Annotated in this window: 14 protein-coding genes; 4 read left to right on the top strand and 10 right to left on the bottom strand. The window is 55.6% G+C overall.

The genetic code is table 11. From position 1 onward, the window contains the following. Positions 1-201: 201 nt before the first annotated feature. From AABM52_RS07205 to aceK, 3 genes are all read right to left on the bottom strand, one after another. Complete coding sequence (locus AABM52_RS07205; RefSeq protein WP_347911099.1) at positions 202-1323, bottom strand: beta-ketoacyl-ACP synthase III; 1122 nt, start codon at positions 1321-1323, stop codon at positions 202-204. Between the two features lie 258 nt (positions 1324-1581). Beyond that, positions 1582-5493, bottom strand: coding sequence for an ATP-dependent RNA helicase HrpA (gene hrpA / locus AABM52_RS07200; protein WP_347911098.1), 3912 nt, complete (start codon positions 5491-5493; stop codon positions 1582-1584). A gap of 150 nt (positions 5494-5643) precedes the next feature. Then, the gene (aceK, locus tag AABM52_RS07195) at positions 5644-7362 is read right to left on the bottom strand and encodes a bifunctional isocitrate dehydrogenase kinase/phosphatase (RefSeq protein ID WP_347911096.1); all 1719 of its coding nucleotides are present in this window, start codon (positions 7360-7362) and stop codon (positions 5644-5646) included. Positions 7363-7521: 159 nt separating this feature from the next. On the opposite strand from aceK, the gene AABM52_RS07190 reads away from it, so the two are divergent. Then, positions 7522-8430, top strand: coding sequence for a DMT family transporter (locus AABM52_RS07190; protein ID WP_347911095.1), 909 nt, complete (start codon positions 7522-7524; stop codon positions 8428-8430). Positions 8431-8503: 73 nt separating this feature from the next. Here the strand turns inward: AABM52_RS07190 and AABM52_RS07185 are convergent, their stop codons facing one another. Then, positions 8504-9367: a DMT family transporter gene (locus AABM52_RS07185; protein ID WP_347911094.1), complete on the bottom strand. Its 864-nt coding sequence runs from the start codon at positions 9365-9367 to the stop codon at positions 8504-8506. Here AABM52_RS07185 and AABM52_RS07180 point away from each other — a divergent pair. The 3 genes from AABM52_RS07180 to cysN all read left to right on the top strand — a co-directional run bounded on the left by AABM52_RS07180 (position 9366) and on the right by cysN (position 13233). Continuing rightward, on the top strand, positions 9366-9539 hold the full coding sequence (locus AABM52_RS07180; RefSeq protein ID WP_347911093.1) for a hypothetical protein: 174 nt from the start codon (positions 9366-9368) through the stop codon (positions 9537-9539). The genes AABM52_RS07185 and AABM52_RS07180 overlap by 2 nt on opposite strands. 857 nt (positions 9540-10396) lie before the next feature. Then, positions 10397-11338: a sulfate adenylyltransferase subunit CysD gene (gene cysD / locus AABM52_RS07175; RefSeq protein WP_347912593.1), complete on the top strand. Its 942-nt coding sequence runs from the start codon at positions 10397-10399 to the stop codon at positions 11336-11338. Next, a complete protein-coding gene (gene cysN / locus AABM52_RS07170) occupies positions 11338-13233 on the top strand; it encodes a sulfate adenylyltransferase subunit CysN (RefSeq protein WP_347911092.1) in 1896 nt (631 codons plus the stop codon). The genes cysD and cysN overlap by 1 nt, the downstream gene beginning before the upstream one ends. A gap of 188 nt (positions 13234-13421) precedes the next feature. Here cysN and AABM52_RS07165 read toward each other — a convergent pair whose 3' ends face one another. From AABM52_RS07165 to AABM52_RS07140, 6 genes are all read right to left on the bottom strand, one after another. After that, complete coding sequence (locus tag AABM52_RS07165; protein ID WP_347911091.1) at positions 13422-14774, bottom strand: sulfotransferase; 1353 nt, start codon at positions 14772-14774, stop codon at positions 13422-13424. Between the two features lie 329 nt (positions 14775-15103). Continuing rightward, positions 15104-15508, bottom strand: a complete 405-nt coding sequence (locus AABM52_RS07160) for a hypothetical protein (protein ID WP_347911090.1) — start codon at positions 15506-15508, stop codon at positions 15104-15106. Between the two features lie 164 nt (positions 15509-15672). Next, positions 15673-17112 (bottom strand): mannose-1-phosphate guanylyltransferase/mannose-6-phosphate isomerase, encoded by a 1440-nt coding sequence (locus tag AABM52_RS07155; protein WP_347911089.1) that lies wholly within the window; start codon positions 17110-17112, stop codon positions 15673-15675. 5 nt (positions 17113-17117) lie between these two features. Then, on the bottom strand, positions 17118-18089 hold the full coding sequence (gene gmd, locus AABM52_RS07150; protein ID WP_347911088.1) for a GDP-mannose 4,6-dehydratase: 972 nt from the start codon (positions 18087-18089) through the stop codon (positions 17118-17120). Next, positions 18082-18999 (bottom strand): GDP-mannose 4,6-dehydratase, encoded by a 918-nt coding sequence (locus AABM52_RS07145; RefSeq protein ID WP_347911087.1) that lies wholly within the window; start codon positions 18997-18999, stop codon positions 18082-18084. Before AABM52_RS07145 ends, gmd begins: the two co-directional genes overlap by 8 nt. 75 nt (positions 19000-19074) lie before the next feature. Next, positions 19075-21339, bottom strand: a complete 2265-nt coding sequence (locus AABM52_RS07140) for an acyltransferase family protein (RefSeq protein WP_347911086.1) — start codon at positions 21337-21339, stop codon at positions 19075-19077. Positions 21340-21379 lie beyond the last annotated feature (40 nt).

Raw genomic sequence — 21379 nt, 5'->3', positions numbered from 1 at the left:
TTTACAGCCTGGCGTTGGTGTGTCGGTCCCCATCATCCTCCGATGCATCAACGCGAGTCTGTTTTCTCTCCCGCAATAACCTCCTGCAAAAAAAATCGCAGCCTTCGGCAGCTCCTACGCTGACCGGATTCATCGCGATATCACGTTGAAATCCAATCCTGTAGGAGCTGCCGCAGGCTGCGATCTTTTTAAGCCGCAGACTCAGCGCTTGCGCAGCAACACGCTACCAATCGAATAACCGGCACCAAACGAACTGAGCACGGCCAGCGAACCGGCGGCCAGATCGTCCTGGTTCTTGTGGAACGCAATCACGGAACCGGCGGAACTGGTGTTGGCGTAGGTGTCGAGAATCACCGGCGCTTCCTGTTCGGTGGCGTCGCGGCCCAGCAGCTTCTTGACGATCAGATGGTTCATGCTGAGGTTGGCCTGGTGCAGCCAGAAGCGCTTAACGTCGCTGACGTTCAACTGGTTCTCTTGCAGATGCTCACTGATCAGCTCGGCAACCAACGGGCAGACTTCCTTGAACACCTTGCGGCCTTCCTGCACGAACAGTTTGTCCCTGGCACCGATGCCCTCTTCCGCCGCGCGGTTGAGGAAGCCGAAGTTGTTGCGGATGTTGTTGGAGAACTTGGTCAGCAGCTTGGTGCTGACGATGTCGAACTGGTACTTGGACGTCGCCAGGTCGGCACGCTCGATGATCACTGCTGTGGCAGCGTCGCCGAAGATGAAGTGGCTGTCGCGGTCACGGAAGTTCAGGTGGCCAGTGCAGACTTCCGGGTTGACCATCAGGACCGCCCGGGCCTGGCCCAGTTGCACGCTGTTGGCGGCAGTCTGGATGCCGAAGGTTGCGGACGAGCACGCCACGTTCATGTCGAAGCCGAAACCCTGGATACCGAGCGCTTCCTGGACTTCAATGGCAATGGCCGGGTAGGCGCGCTGCAGGTTGGAACAGGCGACGATTACGCCGTCGATGTCCGCCGCGGTCTTGCCGGCGCGCTGCAAGGCTTGTTCGGCCGCGCCGATGGCCATCTGGCAAAGCACCGACCACTCGTCATTGGAGCGCTCCGGCAGGCGTGGGGCCATGCGTTGCGGGTCGAGGATGCCTTCCTTGTCCATGACAAAGCGGCTCTTGATGCCCGAGGCTTTTTCGATGAACGCGGCGCTGGACTCGGTCAATGCTTCCACTTCACCGCGCGCGATGGCATCGGCGTTGTCGGCGTTGAATTGCCCGACGTAAGTATTGAAAGACTGCACCAGCTCTTCGTTGGAAATGCTGTTGGCCGGGGTGTACAGGCCGGTGCCGCTGATGACGACGTTATGCATGGTCGTGTCTCTAATCTGTTCAGGCAGAAAGCATTGGCACCGTCGTACCAATACACAAAGGGTCTATTCCCATCCGGGGGACGCAAACCTGGCATCGCTTTATTCCGACCTGCCCGTAGCGCGAAGGCTCAAAACCACGGGGCCGGCGTTTATAGGCGCGAAGTTTGCCATAAACGTGGGCATTTCGCCCCTTTTGCTGGATCAAACTCCCGCTGACACACCGCCCGCTCCCACAAGGTATTGCATTGGTCTCAGGTGCTACGGTTCGACTTGCGACCACTGCTTGTTCAGGCGCTTGTCGGAAATCGGCACTTTGGTCCCCAATTGCTGGGCAAACAGCGAAACCCGGTATTCCTCCAGCCACCAGCGATACAACTCCAGTTGCGGATCGCGCTTGCCTTCCTGGGCGTGTTTGTTGGCGCGGGTCTGGTATTGCGTCCACAGGCCGGACAACTCGCCACTCCAGACCCGGTCGCGCTGCACCTGGGCACCGATTTTTTCAAAGCGCTGTTCAATCGCCTTGAGGTAACGCGGCAATTCCTTGAGCCACTGCATCGGCGTTTCCCGGACAAATCCCGGATACACCAAGTGGCTGAGCTGCTGCTTGATGTCGTTCAGGGCCACGGCTTGCGCCAGATCAATCTTGCCCTTGAAGCGTTTTTGCAGGCCATGCCAAAGCTTGAGGATCTCCAGGGTCAGCTTCGCCACACGCTCGGCGTGCTCGGTCCAGGCGCCACGCTTGCGCTCGGCCAGGGACGCCAGAGCGGCGCCGTCACGGGGCAACGGGTCTTCACCTTCAAGAATGCAACTGTCGAGGCTGGCCAGCAGAATGTCTTCCACCAGCGCATCGACGCGCCCCATGTCGCGGTACAGCAGGCCCAGTTCGGTCAGGCCCGGCAACTTGCCGCGCAGGAACTTCGCAGGTTCGGCCAGTTGCTGCATCAGCAAGCGTTGCAGGGCACGGCGATGCTGGAACTCGGCTTCGGCCGGCGTCGAGAAACGCCCTTCCTTGACCGTCCCGGCCTCTTCCACCAGCGCCGGGTAGACCGTCATCGACAGCCCGGCGATCTTCTGTTGGGTTTTCTCGGCCACGGCGGCGAACACTTTCGGCTCCACCGGCTGCTGGCTCTTCGCGGTTTGCGGCACCGCCAACGCCGCTTGGCTGGCCTCGGCGAAACGCGCAGTCAGCTCGGCCAGATCGCGGCCTTCGCCGAGGAACTTGCCCTGGGCGTCGACAATTTCCAGGTTCATCCGCAGATGACTTTCGACCTGCTGTACCGCCTCGGCCCAGGCTTCATCGCTGACCCGCGCACCTGTCATGCGCAGCAGCTCGCGCCCCAGGGCCTGGGGTAGCGAGCCCTCGGCAAAAGTCATGCGTTGCAAGGCCGCCTTGACGAAATCCGGCACCGGCACAAAATTCTTGCGCAAAGCCTTGGGCAGGTTGCGCACCAGGGCAATGCACTTGGCTTCGATGACGCCCGGCACCAGCCATTCCAGGCGTTCCGGTGGCAGCATCGGCAACAGCGGTGCCGGCACGCGCAGGGTCACGCCGTCGCGCGGGTGATTCGGTTCGAAGTGGTAGCTGAGAGCCAATTCCAGATCGCCGATGTGCAGCGTATCCGGGTAGTGCTGGGCGGTGACTTCACTGGCTTCGCGGGCCAGCACGTCTTCTTCGCGCATGATCAGCAGCTGCGGGTCTTTCTGGCTGTTGATCCGGTACCAGCTGTCGAAGGTCGCGGTCTGGTGGATCTCAGCCGGCAGCCGTGCGTCGTAGAAGGCGTACAGGGTTTCTTCGTCGGCGAGGATGTCACGGCGACGGGCCTTGGCCTCCAGTTCGTCGAGCTGTTCCAGCAATTGCTTGTTGGCCGTCAGGCACGTGGCCCTGGACTGAATCTCACCGCGCACCAGACCTTCGCGGATGAACAATTCGCGGGACACCACCGGGTCGACCGGGCCGTAATGCACCGGCCTGCGCCCGACCACGATCAAGCCGAACAGGGTGATCTGCTCGAACGCCACGACCTGCCCACGCTTCTTCTCCCAGTGGGGTTCGAAGTGGTTTTTCTTGATCAGGTGCCCGGCCAGCGGCTCGATCCAGTCGGCGTCGATCTTGGCGACCATACGCGCGTAGAGCTTGGTGGTTTCCACTAGTTCGGCGGTCATCAGCCATTGCGGGCGCTTCTTGCCGATGCCCGACGACGGATGAATCCAGAACCGCCGCTGACGGGCGCCGAGGTAATCGCCCTCTTCGGTTTTCTGCCCGATCTGACTGAGCAACCCCACCAACACCGCTTTGTGCAGTTTCGGATAGTCCGCCGGCTCTTTGTTGAGGCTCAACTGCATGTCGCGGCAGATCAGGCTCAACTGGCGATGGGAGTCGCGCCACTCACGCAGGCGCAGGTAATTCAGGAAATTCTTGCGGCACCAGTTGCGCAGCGGACTGGCGGTCAGCGCCTGGCGCTGTTCTTCGAAACCGCGCCACAAATTGACCAGCCCGGCAAAGTCCGAGTCGGCATCTTTCCACTGGGCATGAGCCTGATCCGCCGCTTGCTGACGCTCCGGTGGACGCTCGCGCGGATCCTGGATCGACATGGCGCTGGCGACGATCAGCACTTCCTGCAAGCTGCCGAGCTTCGCCGCTTCCAGCAACATACGCCCCATGCGCGGGTCCACCGGCAGCCGCGCCAATTGGCGACCAAGCGGGGTCAACTGGCTGTTGCGGTCTACCGCCGAGAGTTCTTGCAGCAGGTTGTATCCGTCGCTGATGGCCTTGCCATCCGGCGGCTCGATGAACGGGAACGCGGTGACTTCACCGAGGTGCAGATGCAGCATCTGCAAAATGACCGCCGCGAGGTTGGTACGGAGGATTTCCGGATCGGTAAATTCCGGGCGCCCGAGGAAATCTTCTTCGCTGTAGAGGCGGATGCAGATACCCGGCTCGACCCGCCCGCATCGACCTTTACGCTGGTTGGCGCTGGCTTGGGAAATGGCTTCGATCGGCAGGCGCTGGACCTTGGCCCGGTAGCTGTAGCGGCTGATGCGCGCGGTGCCGCTGTCGATCACATAGCGAATGCCCGGCACGGTCAGCGAGGTTTCCGCGACGTTGGTCGCCAACACCACGCGACGCCCTGGGTGCGACTGGAAAATCCGCTGTTGCTCGGCCGGCGACAACCGCGCGTACAACGGCAGGATTTCGGTGTGTTTGAGCTGGGCCTTGCGCAGCATGTCGGCAGCGTCACGAATCTCGCGCTCACCGGGCAGGAACACCAGCACGTCACCGGGACTGCGGCGCTCACTGCGCTCATAAGCGGCGATTTCATCGAGGGTGGCGAGGATCGCCTGATCCACCGTCAGGTCGTCCTCGACGCGGTTGCCCTCTTCGTCCTGCTCCAGGGTCAGCGGGCGATACCAGGTGTCCACCGGGTAGGTGCGGCCGGACACCTCGACAATCGGCGCGTCATCGAAGTGCTTGGAGAAACGCTCCAGATCGATGGTCGCCGAAGTGATGATGACCTTCAGGTCGGGACGGCGCGGCAGCAGGGTTTTCAGGTAACCGAGCAGGAAGTCGATGTTGAGGCTGCGTTCGTGGGCTTCGTCGACGATGATCGTGTCATAGCGTTCCAGATACCGGTCATTCTGGGTTTCCGCCAGCAGGATGCCGTCGGTCATCAGCTTGATCAGGGTGCTGGAATCGCTCTGATCCTCGAAGCGCACCTGATAACCGACCAGCGCGCCCAGCGGCGTACCAAGTTCTTCGGCGACCCGGCTGGCGACGCTGCGCGCAGCGATCCGGCGCGGCTGGGTGTGGCCGATCAGGCCGTGCTGGCCGCGACCGATTTCCAGGCAGATCTTTGGCAACTGGGTGGTTTTACCCGAGCCGGTCTCACCGGCGATGATCAGCACCTGGTGCTTTTCCAGCGCCTTTTTGATTTCGTCGCGCTTGGCGGCGATCGGCAGGCTGTCGTCGTAACGAATCACCGGCAGGCTGGCCTTGCGCGCCAGCACCTGATCGCAGGACGCCTGCATCCGCGTTACCCACTGGCCCAGTTTGGCCTCGTCGGGTTTCTTGCGCAGCTCAAGCAACTGCCGCCGCAGCCGGTGGCGGTCGGCGAGCATGGCGTGATCGAGGTTTTTCAGCAGCTTGTCGATGGAGGGCGATTCGTCGGTCATCGGGTACGCAATTCAGTCGTCTAGTGGCGCAGGGTGCGGATTGTCGCAGATTTTACGACCGCTGCGCGGCCGATCGCGAGCAGGCTCGCTCCCACAGGTCAAGCGCTGTCCCTGTGGGAGCGAGCTTGCTCGCGATGGCGTCGGTGAGAACTACTCGTTGTCCAAACCCTTGCGCCGATACGGAAACACATCAATCACCTTCCCCGCCCGAATCGCCTCCTGCAGGCTTTTCCAGTAATCGGCGTTGTACAACTCGCCATGCAGCTGATCGAACAACTTGCGTTGCCCGAAATCGGCAAACAGGAACGGCGGAAACTCTTCCGGAAACACGTCCAGCGGCCCGATCGAGTACCACGGTTCGGACGCCATTTCATCTTCGGGTGTACGCGGTAGCGGGATATGGCGAAAGTTGGCCTCAGTCAGAAAGCAGATCTCATCATAGTCGTAGAACACCACACGACCGTGACGGGTCACCCCGAAGTTCTTCAACAGCATGTCGCCGGGAAAGATGTTGGCCGCCGCCAGTTGCTTGATCGCCAGCCCGTAGTCTTCCAGGGCCTCGCGCACCTGCGCCTCGTTGGCGTTTTCCAGGTAGAGGTTCAGCGGGGTCATGCGGCGCTCGGTCCAGCAGTGACGGATCAGCACCGTGTCACCTTCCACCGACACCGTCGACGGCGCGACTTCCAGCAGTTCCTCCAGGCATGCCGGATCGAACTTGCTCAGGGGAAAACGGAAATCGGCGAACTCCTGGGTATCGGCCATGCGCCCGACCCGGTCGACGCTTTTCACTAGGCGGTACTTTTCGATCACCGTGGCGCGGTCGACGTTTTTCGACGGCGAGAAACGGTCCTTGATGATTTTGAATACGGTGTTGAAACCCGGCAGGGTGAACACGCTCATGACCATGCCGCGCACGCCGGGGGCCATGATGAACTGGTCGTCGGTGTTGGCCAGGTGATTGATCAGCGCCCGGTAGAACTCCGACTTGCCGTGCTTGTAGAAGCCAATCGAGGTGTACAGCTCGGCAATGTGCTTGCCCGGCAGGATACGCCGCAGGAAGCCGATGAACTCCGCCGGCACCGGCACATCCACCATGAAATACGAGCGGGTGAACGAGAAGATGATCGACACGTCCGCTTCGTCGGTGATCAGCGCATCGATCTGGATGCCGCGCCCCTCCAGGTGCAGCAATGGAATTGCCAGCGGCCATTGCTCGTCAGCGGTGTAGATGCGCCCCACCAGGTACGCGCCTTTATTGCGGTACAACACCGAGGAAAACAGCTCGACGCTCAGCTCCGGGTCCTTGCACACCCAGTCCGGCAGGTTCTCGCGCAGTTGCGCTTCGAGGCGCTTCAGGTCACCGGACAGGTCGGCGTAATCCTCGCTGAAGCGGTAGTCGGCGAAGATGCTGGCGAGCATCGCCGACAATTGGCCTTGCGGTTTGTAGGTGCGGGTTTGCGCGGCCCGGGCTCGGCGCAGGCTCGGCCGGGTGGTGTGGATGAACATGCAGCCGTCGCTGATCAGGTCATGGCTGAACAGCCCGCAGAAGATCGAGTTGTACCAGGTCTCGGACAGTTCATCGTCGAAGCGCAGGTCGATCAGGCTGATGTAGGCGCTTTTGACCAGCGGCCAGCAACTGACGTCCAGCGTGTCGGCGTCAAACGCGGTGCGCAGTCGCTCCACCGTTTCACCGACCTTGTCTTCGTACAGATTGATCCGTGCCGCGGACGCCGACTGCGTCTCTTGCCACTTGGCTTGCTCGAAGCGGGCCCGGGCGCCGTCGGTGATCTGGCGAAAATGCTCGCGGTAATCGTCAAAGCCATCGAGGATCAAGCGAGCGATGTCGGCGGCTGGCCATTGCTGCGGCATGGGGAGACCTCTGCGGGAATTCGGGAGGCTTGAGCTTAGCCAGTGAACCGGGTGCAGGAGAAGCGTAATTTTCCGGGTGAATTAAATGCCCGATTTTCGGTTGCCATCGATCACACACTCAGCAACACTTTCGCCCCTCCCCCAAGGAAGGACCGCGCTGTGAACCCCGTCGATATTTTCCGTTTACTGTCCCTAGCGGCCATTTGGGGGGCCAGTTTTCTGTTCATGCGCATCATCGCCCCGGTGATCGGCAGCATTCCCACCGCTTTTTTCCGTGTATCGATAGCCGCTGCCGGACTGCTGGTGATTCTCGGGCTGATGCGCATCAGTTGGGATTTCAAGGGCAAACTCAAGACCGTGATGCTGCTCGGGGTGATCAACTCCGGGATTCCGGCGACGCTCTATTCGGTGGCCGCACAGGTGCTGCCAGCCGGTTACTCGTCGATTTTCAATGCCACGACACCCTTGATGGGTGTGCTGATCGGCGGCCTGTTTTTCCATGAAAGGCTCACTGGCGCCAAACTGGGCGGCGTGTTCCTGGGCCTGTTCGGCGTGGGCGTGCTGACCCGTGCCGGTCCGGTGGCGTTCGACATGCAACTGCTGATGGGTGCCGTCGCCTGCCTGCTCGCGACTACTTGCTACGGATTTGCAGGGTTTCTGGCCCGCCGCTGGCTCGATCAGGCCGGAGGTCTCGACAGCCGTTTGTCGGCACTGGGCAGCATGCTCGGCGCGACGTTGTTCCTGCTGCCGCTGTTCGGCTACAGCGTGATCAGCCAGCCACCGGCGAGCTGGGGCGGCTGGGGTGTCTGGCTCTCGTTGCTGGGGTTGGGTCTGGGATGCACAGCGTTTGCGTACATTATTTACTTCCGGCTCCTGAGTTCGATTGGTCCGGTGAAATCGATGACTACGACCTTTTTGATCCCGCTGTTCGGCGTGTTGTGGGGGGCGCTGTTTCTCGATGAACCGCTGTCGATGGCACATATCTATGGCGGGTTGTTGATTGCGCTGGCGTTGTGGTTGGTGTTGAAGCCGGCTGCGGTGAAACCGGGCCTGGTGGCTGACCGGTAGGATTGTTGCGAGGCGGCTGATCAGACGCCAAAAATCACAAAGGCCCGGAGCATTGCTCCAGGCCTTCTCGGGTTTATGCAGATTTACGGAACACAAACACCAGACCGACAATGATCAACAGCATGCCGAACAGGCTCAACATTGCCAGGCGATTGCCAAAGATCAAATAGTCCATCACCGCCGTTACCGCCGGCACCAGGTAAAACAGACTGGTGACATTCACCAGATTGCCCCGGGCGATCAAGCGGTACAGCAACAGCGTCGCCAGCACCGACACCACCAGCCCCATCCACAACACCGGCAGAATGAAACCGCTGCTGTGCTCGAAGTGAAACGGCTGGAAGGGTACGAAAATCCCGCACAACAGCAGTCCGGCCAGATACTGCACCGGCAGTGTGCCGAGGGGATTGTCGGTGATGCGTTTCTGCATGATTGATCCAAACGTCATGCTCGCCAGCGCGAGTAAACCGAAAAGCATCCCGGCCAGCGATATCCCGGCCAGTCCGATGCCCTGATAGACCACCATGACCAACCCGGTCAGCCCCAGTGCCAGACCGAACATCCGGCTCCAGGTACGCTGGCGCTCCATCAGCACTACGGTGAGGATCGGCTGCACGCCCATGATGGTCGCCATCACCCCGGGCGTGACTTTAAGGTCCAGGGCCAGCAGGTAGAAAATCTGATAAGCCCCCAACAACACCACGCCGGTGGCCATCGCATACAACATCGGTTTGCCGCCCTTGGGCAACTTCAGCTTGAGCAACGGCACCAGCAGCACCAGACCACCTAGGGCGATGACGAAACGAAACATCAAGAAGGCGAAGGGCGACGCGTGAGCCAGCCCCCATTTGGAGAAAATCGCCCCGCTGCTCCACAGCAGAACAAACAGGCTCGTGGACGCCGCCGCGAGCGCGGACTTTTTCGAAAGGACAAACATGAATACCACCTGTAGTCAGGCAAAAAGCCAACTCAGCAAAAAAGCTGAAATTCAGTCGTTTTTTCAGGCGGGCGCTTTTTCAGACGTGCTTGGGAACAGCAGAAAGCAGCTGATCAGCCCGAAATGCCAACACCTGGCGGTGAGACCACCGCGCACACTGGCGTGCGACTGACAGGAGGGGGGTAGTGACTGATCTGCCCGGGCTGCTGGTTCCCGCACGGCACGACGCCAGCGTTGACCGCTGAATCGACTACCGCGTTGATGAGGGATGCAGGCATTGGGCTGATCTTTTTCAGGAGTAGAAAAGCAGGTCATGAACCTGCCGAGGGCTGACTATAACCAGCGCTGCACAAGAATGGCAATGGATTACTGCCCGACACGACGTTGTAGTGCAGACACATAAACTTTCAATGAACCAATGTCGCAATTTGTGATTTAATTGCGAAATAAATCGAAAACCCTCGATAAAACATAAAAACCAGAATCCAAAAAAGAAAAATAAACATTTTGCGACAAGGAAGATATCCAGTGGCAAACCCCGATCTTCTTGGCCTCGATGCCCCGGTTGTATGGGATACGCAGCAGGCCTTCGTCCATCTCAATCAACTCAATCAAGCTGACACCAAGCGCACCGCCGAACGACGCCTGCATGAGCTCGCACTTCTGCCCGATACGCTTAATGCGCAAAACCTGAGCGACGAATCCGGACGCAGTCCTACACCCTCGGTTCTGGACTGGGAGATTGAAAAGGCCCGGATCAAACGCAAGCTGGTGCTATATGCCCAGTTGCATCGCACGGCTGACGGCACGGACGTCTTGCACGCCAACGACGCCCGAGGTGCGCGCTACTGGTTGCCACTCGGGATCGAACCGCTTGACGCTCAATCGCTTAGCGCTGCACTGCGTCGCCTGCAGGCCCACATCGCCAAGAGCATCGTCATCTTCCCCAGTGGTCGCCTGGTCAATGTTTGCAGGCAGGCCACAGCGCCAGAACAGGTTGAGTTTGGACTGTTGGGGTACCCGGCCATACTGGACACCAGCAGCCAGATCGGTCCGGTCGATGCGTTGAAAGTGCGCACGCCCCACCTCAAGCATCTTGAAGCCGAAAGCCTGCAAATCATCCGCGAAGCGGTGGCCGAGGCGGAAAACCCCGCGATGCTGTACTCGATGGGCAAGGACAGCGCGGTGATGCTGCATCTGGCGCGCAAGGCCTTTTACCCTTCTCCACCGCCACTGCCTTTACTGCACGTCGATACGCGCTGGAAATTTCAGGAGATGTACCTTTTCCGCGACCTGATGGCGCGAGAAAGCGGTATGGACCTGCTGGTGCACATCAATCCGGAAGCCATCAGCAAGGACATCAACCCCTTTGATCATGGTTCGGCACTGCACACCGACATCACCAAGACCGAAGGCCTCAAGCAGGCGCTGGACAAATACAAGTTCGACCTGGTGTTCGGCGGCGCACGCCGCGATGAAGAAAAATCCCGGGCCAAGGAACGCATCTTTTCGTTCCGCACCCAGAGCCACCAATGGGACCCGAAGCAGCAGCGCCCTGAGCTGTGGAACCTCTACAACACGCGCAAAAAACCGGGCGAGAGCATTCGCGTGTTCCCGTTATCCAACTGGACCGAACTCGATATCTGGCAATACATCTACCAGGAAAACATTCCTCTGGTCCCCCTGTACTTCGCCAAGGAACGTCCCGTCGTGGTGCGCAACGGCATGACCATCATGGTCGATGACGCCCGCATGCCCCTGCTGTCTGGCGAGAAAATCGAAGCCAGGAACATTCGCTTCCGCACCCTGGGTTGCTACCCGCTGACCGGCGCAATGGATTCGAATGCCACCACCGTGGCTGACATTTTGCTTGAGCTGCTGGACTCCAGTCATTCCGAACGGCAAGGCCGAGCGATCGACAGTGACAGCTCCGCCAGCATGGAAAAGAAAAAGAAAGAAGGATACTTCTGATGTCCCCTAAAGCCCTGGCAATCGCCCCGCAACAACCCTCGACCATTGAGGCTTACCTCGAACAGCAACAAAGCCAGGACCTGCTGCGTTTTATCACCTGCGGCAGCGTCGACGATGGCAAAAGCACCCTGATCGGTCGCCTGCTGTGGGACTCTCGGCAATTGACCGACGATCAACTGGCAACCCTGAAAAACGAATCGAAAAAATATGGCACCCAAGGTGCTGACATCGACTTTGCGTTGCTGGTCGACGGCTTGTCGGCGGAGCGTGAACAGGGCATCACGATCGATGTGGCCTACCGGTATTTCGCGACCGCCAAACGCAAATTCATCGTGGCCGATACGCCGGGCCATGAGCAATACACGCGCAACATGGTGACCGGTGCGTCCACTGCCGACGTGGCAATCATCCTTGTTGATGCGCGGCAAGGCGTCCTGACCCAGACCCGGCGTCACGCCTACCTGACATCACTGATGGGTATCCGTCACGTGGCACTGGCCGTGAACAAGATGGACCTGGTCAACTTTGATCAGGACGCCTTCCAGCGTATCGTCGAGACCTTCCAGGCATTCACCCAGACACTGGGCTTTGAGAAGGTCACGGCCATTCCTGTCAGTGCGCTCAAGGGCGACAACATCACCCAGCGCTCGGCTCACACGCCGTGGTACAGCGGCCCAACGCTGATGGGTTACCTGGAAACCGCGGAAATCAACGCACCGCAAGCCGAACGCCTGGTGTTTCCCGTGCAGTGGGTGAATCGGCCAAACGCCTCATTCCGCGGGTTCAGCGGCTACGTTGGCGAAGGCAAGGTCAAAGTCGGCGACGAGATCCGCGTGACCCTCTCCGGTCAAACCGCAACGGTGGCGGAAATTGTCAGCATGGACGGCTCGATGCAACAGGCCGAGTGTGGCGACGCTGTCACCTTGAAGCTCGACCGGGAAATCGATGCATCCCGCGGCGACATCATTTCACTGAGCAAGAGCCCGCTGGAAACCACCGACCAGTTTGAAGCAACGCTGGTATGGATGGACGAAGAAGCCGGGCTGCACGGCCGCAACTACGACATCAAGCTCGCCTCGCAATGGGCCAGCGCTTCCATCACCACCATCAAATACCGGGTGGACATCAACACCCTGGCCCACGACGCCAGCACCCAGTTACTGCTGAACGATATCAGCGTGTGTACGCTCGCCATCAGCAAACCAATGGTCTACGACAGCTATCAACACTCGAAGACCCTTGGCAGCTTCATCCTGGTCGATCGCATCAGCAACGCCACCGTTGCCGCCGGCATGATCACCCACAGCCTGCGGCGCGCGCAGAACGTGCATAAACAGGCCCTCTCGATCAGCCGCGATAACCGCGAGAAACTCAACGGCCACAAGGGCAAGGTCATCTGGTTCACCGGCCTGTCCGGTTCGGGCAAATCGACACTGGCCAATGCCCTCGAAGTCGAACTGCACGCCAATGGTTATCGCACCTACCTGCTTGACGGCGACAACGTCCGCCAGGGCCTCAACAAGGATCTGGGATTTACCGACGCCGACCGCGTGGAAAACATCCGCCGAATCGCCGAAGTGGCCAAGCTGATGATGGATGCCGGGCTGGTGGTCATGACCGCATTCATCTCACCGTTCAGGAGAGAACGGCAGATGGCACGGGAACTGATTGGGGAAGAGAACTTTGTCGAGGTCTACGTCAGCACACCGTTGGAGGTCTGCGAACAACGGGATGTGAAGGGGTTGTACAAGAAGGCCCGGGCCGGGCAGCTGCCGAATTTGTCGGGGGTGGGGAGTCCGTACGAAGCGCCGCTTGCGGCAGAGATTGAAGTGGGGTCAGACGGAATGACGATTAGAGAAACGATTGCAAAAGTCGTAGAAACTATAAAAAAATGAACATGCAGCCCATTGTTCAATAGTGATTATCGAGTCAGGGACGGCAGCCCCCCCTGACTCGATCAGTAGTATCCCTTCCATGGCACCAATTCCATCTGGTTAAAACAACCCCTTTGGATACTTGACGCAGCTGTCGACGAATAGCGCGCAGTAATTTCTACGGGAGGCCCCCGTGAATCACCCTCTTGTCACGTAGCCACTTCCAGACTGTCGAACGCACGACCCTCATCTGAATCCGTAACGGGAATTTCGGCAACCGGCAAAATTGATAACTCAATACCGCCGACAATGTCGCCACTTGCTTTACCTTTTATTACCAACGGCATACTGCAAGGCGTACAGGTCAAGCCAGGGAGCACTTCGAGAGTGATCACACTGAAGTCACTGGATAATACTGAAGGCAATACATTTCCGCCGAGCTCAACCAAGACATCATCTTCAACGCCACAAACCTTAAGCCAAAGGGCTGAAGACCCATTCTCTTGACTATTAAAAGGTTGCCCTGCATAGATCTGTTTTGGCCCCCAATCAATAACCTCAAAGCGTGCCCGCATCAAATCAGATTTAAGTTGTGCACTTTCGGCTTTCAGCCGCTGGTTTTCAGCGTATAGGCGGGCTACGTTATCATTGTGAACTTCGATACCCTTTTGACTCCGTGAAAAAATATATTCTGCGTCTTGTGACTTGCACAGACGCAGCGATCCCAAATCCCCTTTGGGCGCGATATCTTTATCTCGCAGTAACTGCTGATAGAGTAAAAAAGCTTTTCTAACATAAGGCTTGGAATCGTTAATATTGCCTTCGATGGATATATCCATTGGCTGCTTATGTTTGGACGAGTTCACCTTAACCGAAAATGGGCCCAGGCAGTCGGCCTGATAGTCTTCACCAACAAACTCGAGACACTCCCTGACGACCAGCTCCGGATTCGCAACAATATCATCATAATAAATCCGTTTTACGACGTCGGCGCCGAAAGCTTTCTCTGCAAGTTGGCATGCAGTCACCAGACGAGTCCAGGTATTGTAGGCATTTTCCTCTTCATAGTCATCGGCGCCCACACCACTGAAGTTCATCAGAGAGCTCGCCACCAACTTCGGATTGCGCAATACATGTATGAACCTTGCATTAGGAAACATACGCAACAAGGAGTACACAAAATGCGCATTTTCTGGTGTCGCATCCAACCAGCGTTTCTTGTCTGGACTGGTGGAAAACTTGACAAACTCGGATGCGTCTGCCGCATGTTGCGGCTGCGCAGCATTTTCAACAATATTGCTACGCGATTTGAGGATCAAATCATTGCAGGAAACCCCGGCCGCAATACAATAAGACCTGCGTGAGATGTTAGCCGACAAAAGAAACGAACGTGCCAGGCCTTTTGTCCCGAGATCATGCTGTGCTGCCGCATCAGCACTCATTTTATAAATATAATGAGTCTCTTCCAAAGGGAAGATATTAGTGTGCTGCCCCAACACCCATCCCATCAGACTTGTTGCGGAGCGATAACTACCGATGACAAATATTGGTTGAACACTCATTCACTACTCCCGAGCCCCTGAAAACAGGGAAAACTTTAAACTTACAAACAGCAATCGCGATATCACAACGTAAAACCTACCAACATATCGAAGTCACAAAATCTGTGAAAAGCCGATGCGCCTTACAGCGTCTTATGGCATTTCCCTGGCGACATCCTCGTGGCATCGCAACAGCTAAAACTTCATTTTTTTATCTGCTTTTTTTGCGCTGCCTACCCAAAAAAATCCTTCATACAAAATATAAAGCCCAGTAGCTGCGCCGATTATTTTTATAAAGGCGCAGCCCCTAGCCTAAAACATGAAACACGTTAAACGCTCAAACCAAAAAACTAGCACTTCTTACCGGCAACAATAAACTCATCAACAATTGAATTATCCTTCTTCAATTTAGCAACAAATTTAAGCCCAGGATTCACCCAATTTCCAGTTTTGGCTTCACCTGCCAGCCCACCTTCAACGAAGAGAATCGGCTCACCGGCAATTGGCTCAATCCAAATTTGTATTTCTGCGTTTTTTTGCTCGACACCTGGTTTATTGGCATCCCACGCGACATTGACAACAGAGCCAGCACAGCTCAGCTCGACAGAAGAGTCACGAGTTACTTTGATGATACCAAAATTCTGACCCGCTTTTATTTCGGCCCTGGCGACCTCTGTTTTTTTCGGGACATTATCCCCACCGCATGCAACCAAAGCCAATGTCAGGACTGAGAGTACTAGAACTTTTACGCGCACAAATCACCTCTTTAATTGATTATAATAATTTCAATAAAACTTACTATTGCGAGCACTTACAGAATTGGCTACCCGGCTTTGCACTTCCCACGAGAACCGAGAATTCATCCAGGTTGGCGTTGACGGATTCGTTGCCATAGGAGCAGTCAAGAATCCATCCACCATTACTGAACCCGTCCGTATTGATCTTCGAAACGCACAATATCGTCTTCGCCCAGATATTCACCGCTTTGCACTTCGATCATCATCAGATCAATAACGCCAGGATTTTCCAGGCGATGTTGGTGCCCCGCAGGAATAAATGTCGACTCATTGGTATTGATCAATCGAGTTTCGCCGCCATTGACTACCTTGGCCATCCCCTGCACGACGATCCAGTGCTCACTGCGGTGGTGATGCATTTGCAGTGACAGTGCTGCGCCGGGTTTAACCACAATGCGCTTGATCTTGAAGCGCGGACCTTCCTCGAGCACGGTATAAGTACCCCAGGGACGAGACACTGTACGATGAAGGCGATATGCCTGATGGTTCTGCAACTTCAGACGCTTGGCAACCTGTCTTACCTCTTGCGCCCGATCAGCATGTGCAACGAGCACGGCGTCAGCAGTCTCCACCACGATCAGATTGTCTACACCGACAGTTGCAACCAGGCGCCCTTGGCTCTGTACAAAAGTGTTGCGACTATCGATAAAGATTGCATCGCATTGAGCACGGTTTTGCTCTGCGTCACACGCCACCAGATCGCGAAGTGCAGTCCATGAGCCAATGTCGTTCCAGTCGAATATCCCTGGAACCACCGCCACCTTGGCTGAACGCTCCATCAACGCATAGTCGATGGAAATATCAGGCATGGCCGCAAAACTTTGCGCGTGCAACTCGTGCATTTGCGAATTGGCTCCCGTCGAACGCGGGCTTTGCGCAACACAGGCACGGGCCAGTTCGAGCAGTTCAGGCGCATGCTCTTGCAATTGGCTAATCAGGCCGCCGGTGGTGAAGCAGAACATCCCCGAGTTCCAGAGAAAGCAACCACTCTCAAGATACTCTTGCGCAGTGACCTGATCAGGCTTCTCGACGAAACGCAGTACTCGACAACCACCACGTTCATCCAGTCCTTCTCCAGCTTCGATATAACCAAAGCCGGTTTCTGGCGCGGTAGGGCGAATTCCGTAGGTGACCAGATAGCCTTGTCGAGCCAGCGCTACGGCTTGCTCGGTAGCAACCTTGAACCCGGGTAAATCATGTATCAGGTGATCGGCGGCCATTACCACCATTACCGCATCGTCACCCTGCTCTTCGGCCAGTACCAAAGCAGCCACGGCAAGTGCCGATGCGGTATTGCGACCTTGAGGCTCCAGCAGAAAACGCGCCTGGTGATGGCCAAGCTTGGTACTGGCGAAATGATCACGGCTCTCGAAGTAGTGTTCACGGTTGGTCACCGTAACTATCTCGCCACCCTCGGCAATCAAACTGGCGGCGCGCAGGTAGGTTTTCTCGAGCAGCGTCTGGCCACCCGGTAAACGCATAAAGGGTTTCGGATGATCCTCGCGCGACACGGGCCACAAACGGGTGCCGGCGCCACCGGAAAGAATGACGGGGATAATCATGGGACTTACTCCCTACCAACGCGGCGCAGGTCAGCTTCAACCATCATCTGAATCAAAGTGTTCAAACTGGTTTTTGGTGCCCAGCCAAGTTTCTGCTCGGCCTTGCCCGGATTGCCCAACAACACTTCAACCTCAGCCGGACGGAAAAATTGCGGATCAATGACAACATAATCCTGATAGTTCAAACCAACATGCTCGAAGGCCAATTTGCACATATCACGTACTGTGGTGGTTACACCGGTGGCTACCACGTAATCGTCGGCTTGCTCTTGTTGCAGCATCAACCACATGGCTTCGACGTAGTCACCGGCAAAGCCCCAGTCACGCTTAGCGTCGATATTGCCCAGTCGCAGTTCTTTCTGCTTGCCCATCGAGATCCGCGCGACAGCATCAGTAACCTTTCGGGTGACAAATTCGATGCCGCGCAGTGGCGACTCATGGTTGAACAGGATCCCGCTGGAAGCGTGCAGGCCAAAACTTTCACGATAGTTAACGGTAATCCAGTGGCCATAAAGCTTGGCCACGCCATAGGGGCTACGCGGATAGAACGGAGTGTTCTCGTCCTGGCGCTCGGCCTGAATCAGACCAAACATCTCACTGGTCGATGCCTGGTAAAAACGCGTGTCCGGAGAAAACTGGCGAATGGCTTCAAGCAAATGCGTAACGCCCAGGCCATCTACAACAGCCGTTGTTACCGGCTGGTCCCAAGAGCTGCCGACAAAGCTCTGAGCGCCAAGGTTGTAGATCTCGTCTGGCTTGGATTTGATTACGGCACGCTGAATCGAACAGGCGTCGGCCAGATCGCCTTCGTGATAGCGAATCTGATCCTCAACGCCCAGTTCGCGCAACCGCCAGCGCGTATCGCTACTACGTCTTGCCACGAGACCGTGAACCTCGTAACCCTTTTCGAGCAACATCTTGGCCAGGTAAGCGCCGTCCTGCCCGGTAACACCAGTGATCAATGCAGATTTAGACATTTTTTAGTTCTCTTGCTTCCCATTCAGAGAGCACACTCTGAAGAGTTTTCGTGATTGACACTCCAGGCTTCCACCCAGTTTCTTTTTGTAATTTGTTTGAACAGCCAACTACTCTGCGCTGTTCAGACAAACGCAATCGACTTGCATCCTGCACCAGTTCAACCTCAACTCCGGTCAAACCAGCCATTTGCGTGATCAGATCGCGCACTCGCCACTCCACTCCCGAGCAGACGTTGTAAATTTCACCGTTACGTCCATGTTCCAACAACCCCAGATAGGCCTGTAGCACATCACGAACATCGAGAAAGTCACGGGTTACATCAACATCACCGACCTCCAATTGGGCCGGCTGCAAGCCTTGGCGCACGCGAATCAGTTGGCGCGCCATACTCGGAATAACGAAAGATTCACCCTGCCCCGGACCGATATGGTTAAACGGACGGGCAATAACAATTCGCCAAGGTTCGCTGTAACTCCACTGCTGACAAAGCAGTTCAGCCGCAACCTTGCTCACGGCATAGGGATTACGCGGGCGTGGTGCCAGGCACTCACTGATCGGCAGATTCTTTTCCTCGACCTGACCATAAACGTCACCCGAGCTGACATATAGAAACGTGCCGCAAAAGCCGCGGCGCTTGAGCGCTTGCAGCAAGTTCAAGGTACCCAGCAAATTAACCTGCAGTGTCCGCTGCGGATCACGAAAAGCCTCAGGAACGAAGGTCTGTCCGGCCAGATGAACGACAGCATCGGGACACTCTTCCTGCAGCCAGGCATCTAGAGAAGCACTATCCAGCAGATTATAAGGCTTAGGTGCAAGTACCTGCCACGATCCAACTTCAGCCGTCTCTAACAACGTTTGAAGATGCCCGCCGACAAAGCCGGTCAAACCTGTAACAAGAAGTTTTTTCATGTTGGATTTTTCACATTTAGTGACCTCATGCGCTTTGAACGCGGCACAATGCTTACGCAAAAGCCTTGGGCATATTCAAGACCTGACACAGGCTTGCCCCTCTAACTCGACACTATCCAAAACAGCCCCATTACTTGCATCTTTCAACGTAAACAAGATGCCAGGGCGAGCCCAGCTGCCCGTAATGCCTTCTCCAGCATTATGCCCGGAAAAAAATAACTTCTCCTTGCCATTGACATCTCTTACCCAGACCTCAGTCGTTTGGCCGACACCACTTTGACCATGGGCATCCCAACGTACCTTGACCGTTGCAGCGCCCTGACATGAGCTTATAGATGCCGGGATTAACGATATCATCGAAACTTTTGCCGGATGCACGCTCCGTAAGTCAGACTTCACTACAGTCGCAGCTGCTTTAGCAGCACCACTTAATGTGCCGGCCTCGCGCTTTCCGTTAAATCCCAAATATTGATCTAGAGAGTCTTTTTCGCCGACAGCAAGTCGTGCAGCAAACTCATAGGACAAGTGGTCCTTATCGTAAGTAAATGGAACTTTATTGCCATCAAAAATTTCGCAAACATCACCATTACAAAGTGCCGCTCGCTTACTCAAGTAAAAGTAACCTTCCTCACTCACTTCCGACCTCAATACCGATTCGACGCTTTTACTTCGGTCGACCCACTCCGACAGTGCCTTGGAATTGAAACCATACTCATTGAGCAATTCGTACATATCTTTTTTCATAACCAGGTAGTCACCAATGACGACAACCCTCTTGATTTCATTCTCTTTGAGAAAATCAAGATATTCACGCAAATACTCAGGTGTATACCAAGTAAAAAGAAGATTAATCACAATATAATCAAACTTTCTCAAGTATTCGACATCAAACCTGCTGGCATTAAGTTTTTTGCAATTTTCACGATTAGGATAATTAGGCTGCGTAATTTTTTCTATATCGCGATACGGCGGACACCCACCCAACTCCGACATCACAAAACTGTGATCCGGATATATCTTTTCAAAAGCATTCAATGCATCAATTGCATGGCTATCACCCAGGATCAACGCATTGACTCGCCCCGAAATCAAGCTATCGCATTCAGCCCAGCCTTTACGTACGCAAATTTCCTGCCTGATTTTAAACCGCTGTTCTTTACCGTTTTTAACAATCTCAGTGGAAATGCTGCCCGAAGTAGCCCAGTCACGCCATCCCCAGCCTTCTTGAGCCCACATTGAAACCGCCAAAAAACTGATCGAAAGCGCAACGAACGCACCGCCTGTTAAAAAGTTAGAATTGGTAGCCCTGGTTCGTCTGAAAGGCTTTTCGATGCAAAAATACATAAATATAGCAATGGCAAATGAAGCGACTGTAAGCAGACAGGCTTCCCATGTAGACAGTTCAGAGCCACCGAAACAATATTTATAAAACACAATGACTGGCCAATGGGCCAAGTACAACGAATAGCTAATCAAACCAATTGCCACGAACAACCTGTTACTCAACAGTTTACCGGCAAAACTCACACTACCTGCATAAATACACAGTGCCGCGCCAACACACGGAAGCAATGCATTAACACCAGGAAATTGTGTTTTCTCACTATAGAAAAAAATCGAATAAACTAATAACGCAACCCCGCCACAAAATAAAAATTCCAAAGCAACCTTGTTTTTTATCTGAACCCGCAACAACCAGACCGTAATAGCCCCGATTGAAAATTCAAACACTCTAAAAGGCATCAAAAAAAACACAGCGTCAGGCTGCTTCGCCAACATCGTCTGTGCGAAACAAAGGCTAATCAAACCCACCACGACTACCGTAACAGGGGCTAGCCATTTTCGTGGAGCCAACAGACAAAGAAAAATTGGCCAGAGCACGTAAAACTGCTCTTCAACCCCTAGCGACCATGTATGCAGCAACGGCTTCAGTGCAGAGGCCGTATCAAAGTAACCACTATTTGAAAAAAAATAGATATTGGAAATCGAAAAAACAGCGTTGATCAGCGAGCCACCAAAGCTTTCCAACAACTGAGGAGAAAACACAAGAACCGCAAAGAAACCAGAAAAGGTCAGGGTAAAAAAGAACGCCGGTAATAACCGCCTGGCACGACGCAGATAAAACCGTCCGAAATCCAGCTTGCCCTTTTCTTCAATTTCGTTCAACAGAAGCCGAGTGATCAAAAAACCACTAATGACAAAAAAAATATCGACGCCTACGAAGCCGCCACTGAAAACATTAAGACCTGCATGATAGAGCACTACGGACAGGACAGCGATTGCTCGCAAACCATCAATATCTGGCCGATAGACATCACTTATAGATTTCGAACTACGCATCAATCCCTACCCAGCACCAATAAGCCAAACAACAGCCCGT

The organism is Pseudomonas grandcourensis (assembly GCF_039909015.1).
GTDB lineage: Bacteria > Pseudomonadota > Gammaproteobacteria > Pseudomonadales > Pseudomonadaceae > Aquipseudomonas > Aquipseudomonas grandcourensis.
Note: the sequence above shows the minus strand (reverse complement) of the source record. Positions and strands in the feature narration are given on the sequence as shown.

Bases quoted from the DNA above. Each gene is read 5' to 3' on its own strand.
- AABM52_RS07205 (WP_347911099.1), bottom strand. From the start codon at position 1,323: ATGCATAACGTCGTCATCAGCGGCACCGGCCTGTACACCCCGGCCAAC.
- hrpA (WP_347911098.1), bottom strand. From the start codon at position 5,493: ATGACCGACGAATCGCCCTCCATCGACAAGCTGCTGAAAAACCTCGAT.
- aceK (WP_347911096.1), bottom strand. From the start codon at position 7,362: ATGCCGCAGCAATGGCCAGCCGCCGACATCGCTCGCTTGATCCTCGAT.
- AABM52_RS07180 (WP_347911093.1), top strand. From the start codon at position 9,366: ATGAATACCACCTGTAGTCAGGCAAAAAGCCAACTCAGCAAAAAAGCT.
- AABM52_RS07185 (WP_347911094.1), bottom strand. From the start codon at position 9,367: ATGTTTGTCCTTTCGAAAAAGTCCGCGCTCGCGGCGGCGTCCACGAGC.
- cysN (WP_347911092.1), top strand. From the start codon at position 11,338: ATGTCCCCTAAAGCCCTGGCAATCGCCCCGCAACAACCCTCGACCATT.
- AABM52_RS07165 (WP_347911091.1), bottom strand. From the start codon at position 14,774: ATGAGTGTTCAACCAATATTTGTCATCGGTAGTTATCGCTCCGCAACA.
- AABM52_RS07155 (WP_347911089.1), bottom strand. From the start codon at position 17,112: ATGATTATCCCCGTCATTCTTTCCGGTGGCGCCGGCACCCGTTTGTGG.
- gmd (WP_347911088.1), bottom strand. From the start codon at position 18,089: ATGTCTAAATCTGCATTGATCACTGGTGTTACCGGGCAGGACGGCGCT.
- AABM52_RS07145 (WP_347911087.1), bottom strand. From the start codon at position 18,999: ATGAAAAAACTTCTTGTTACAGGTTTGACCGGCTTTGTCGGCGGGCAT.
- AABM52_RS07140 (WP_347911086.1), bottom strand. From the start codon at position 21,339: ATGCGTAGTTCGAAATCTATAAGTGATGTCTATCGGCCAGATATTGAT.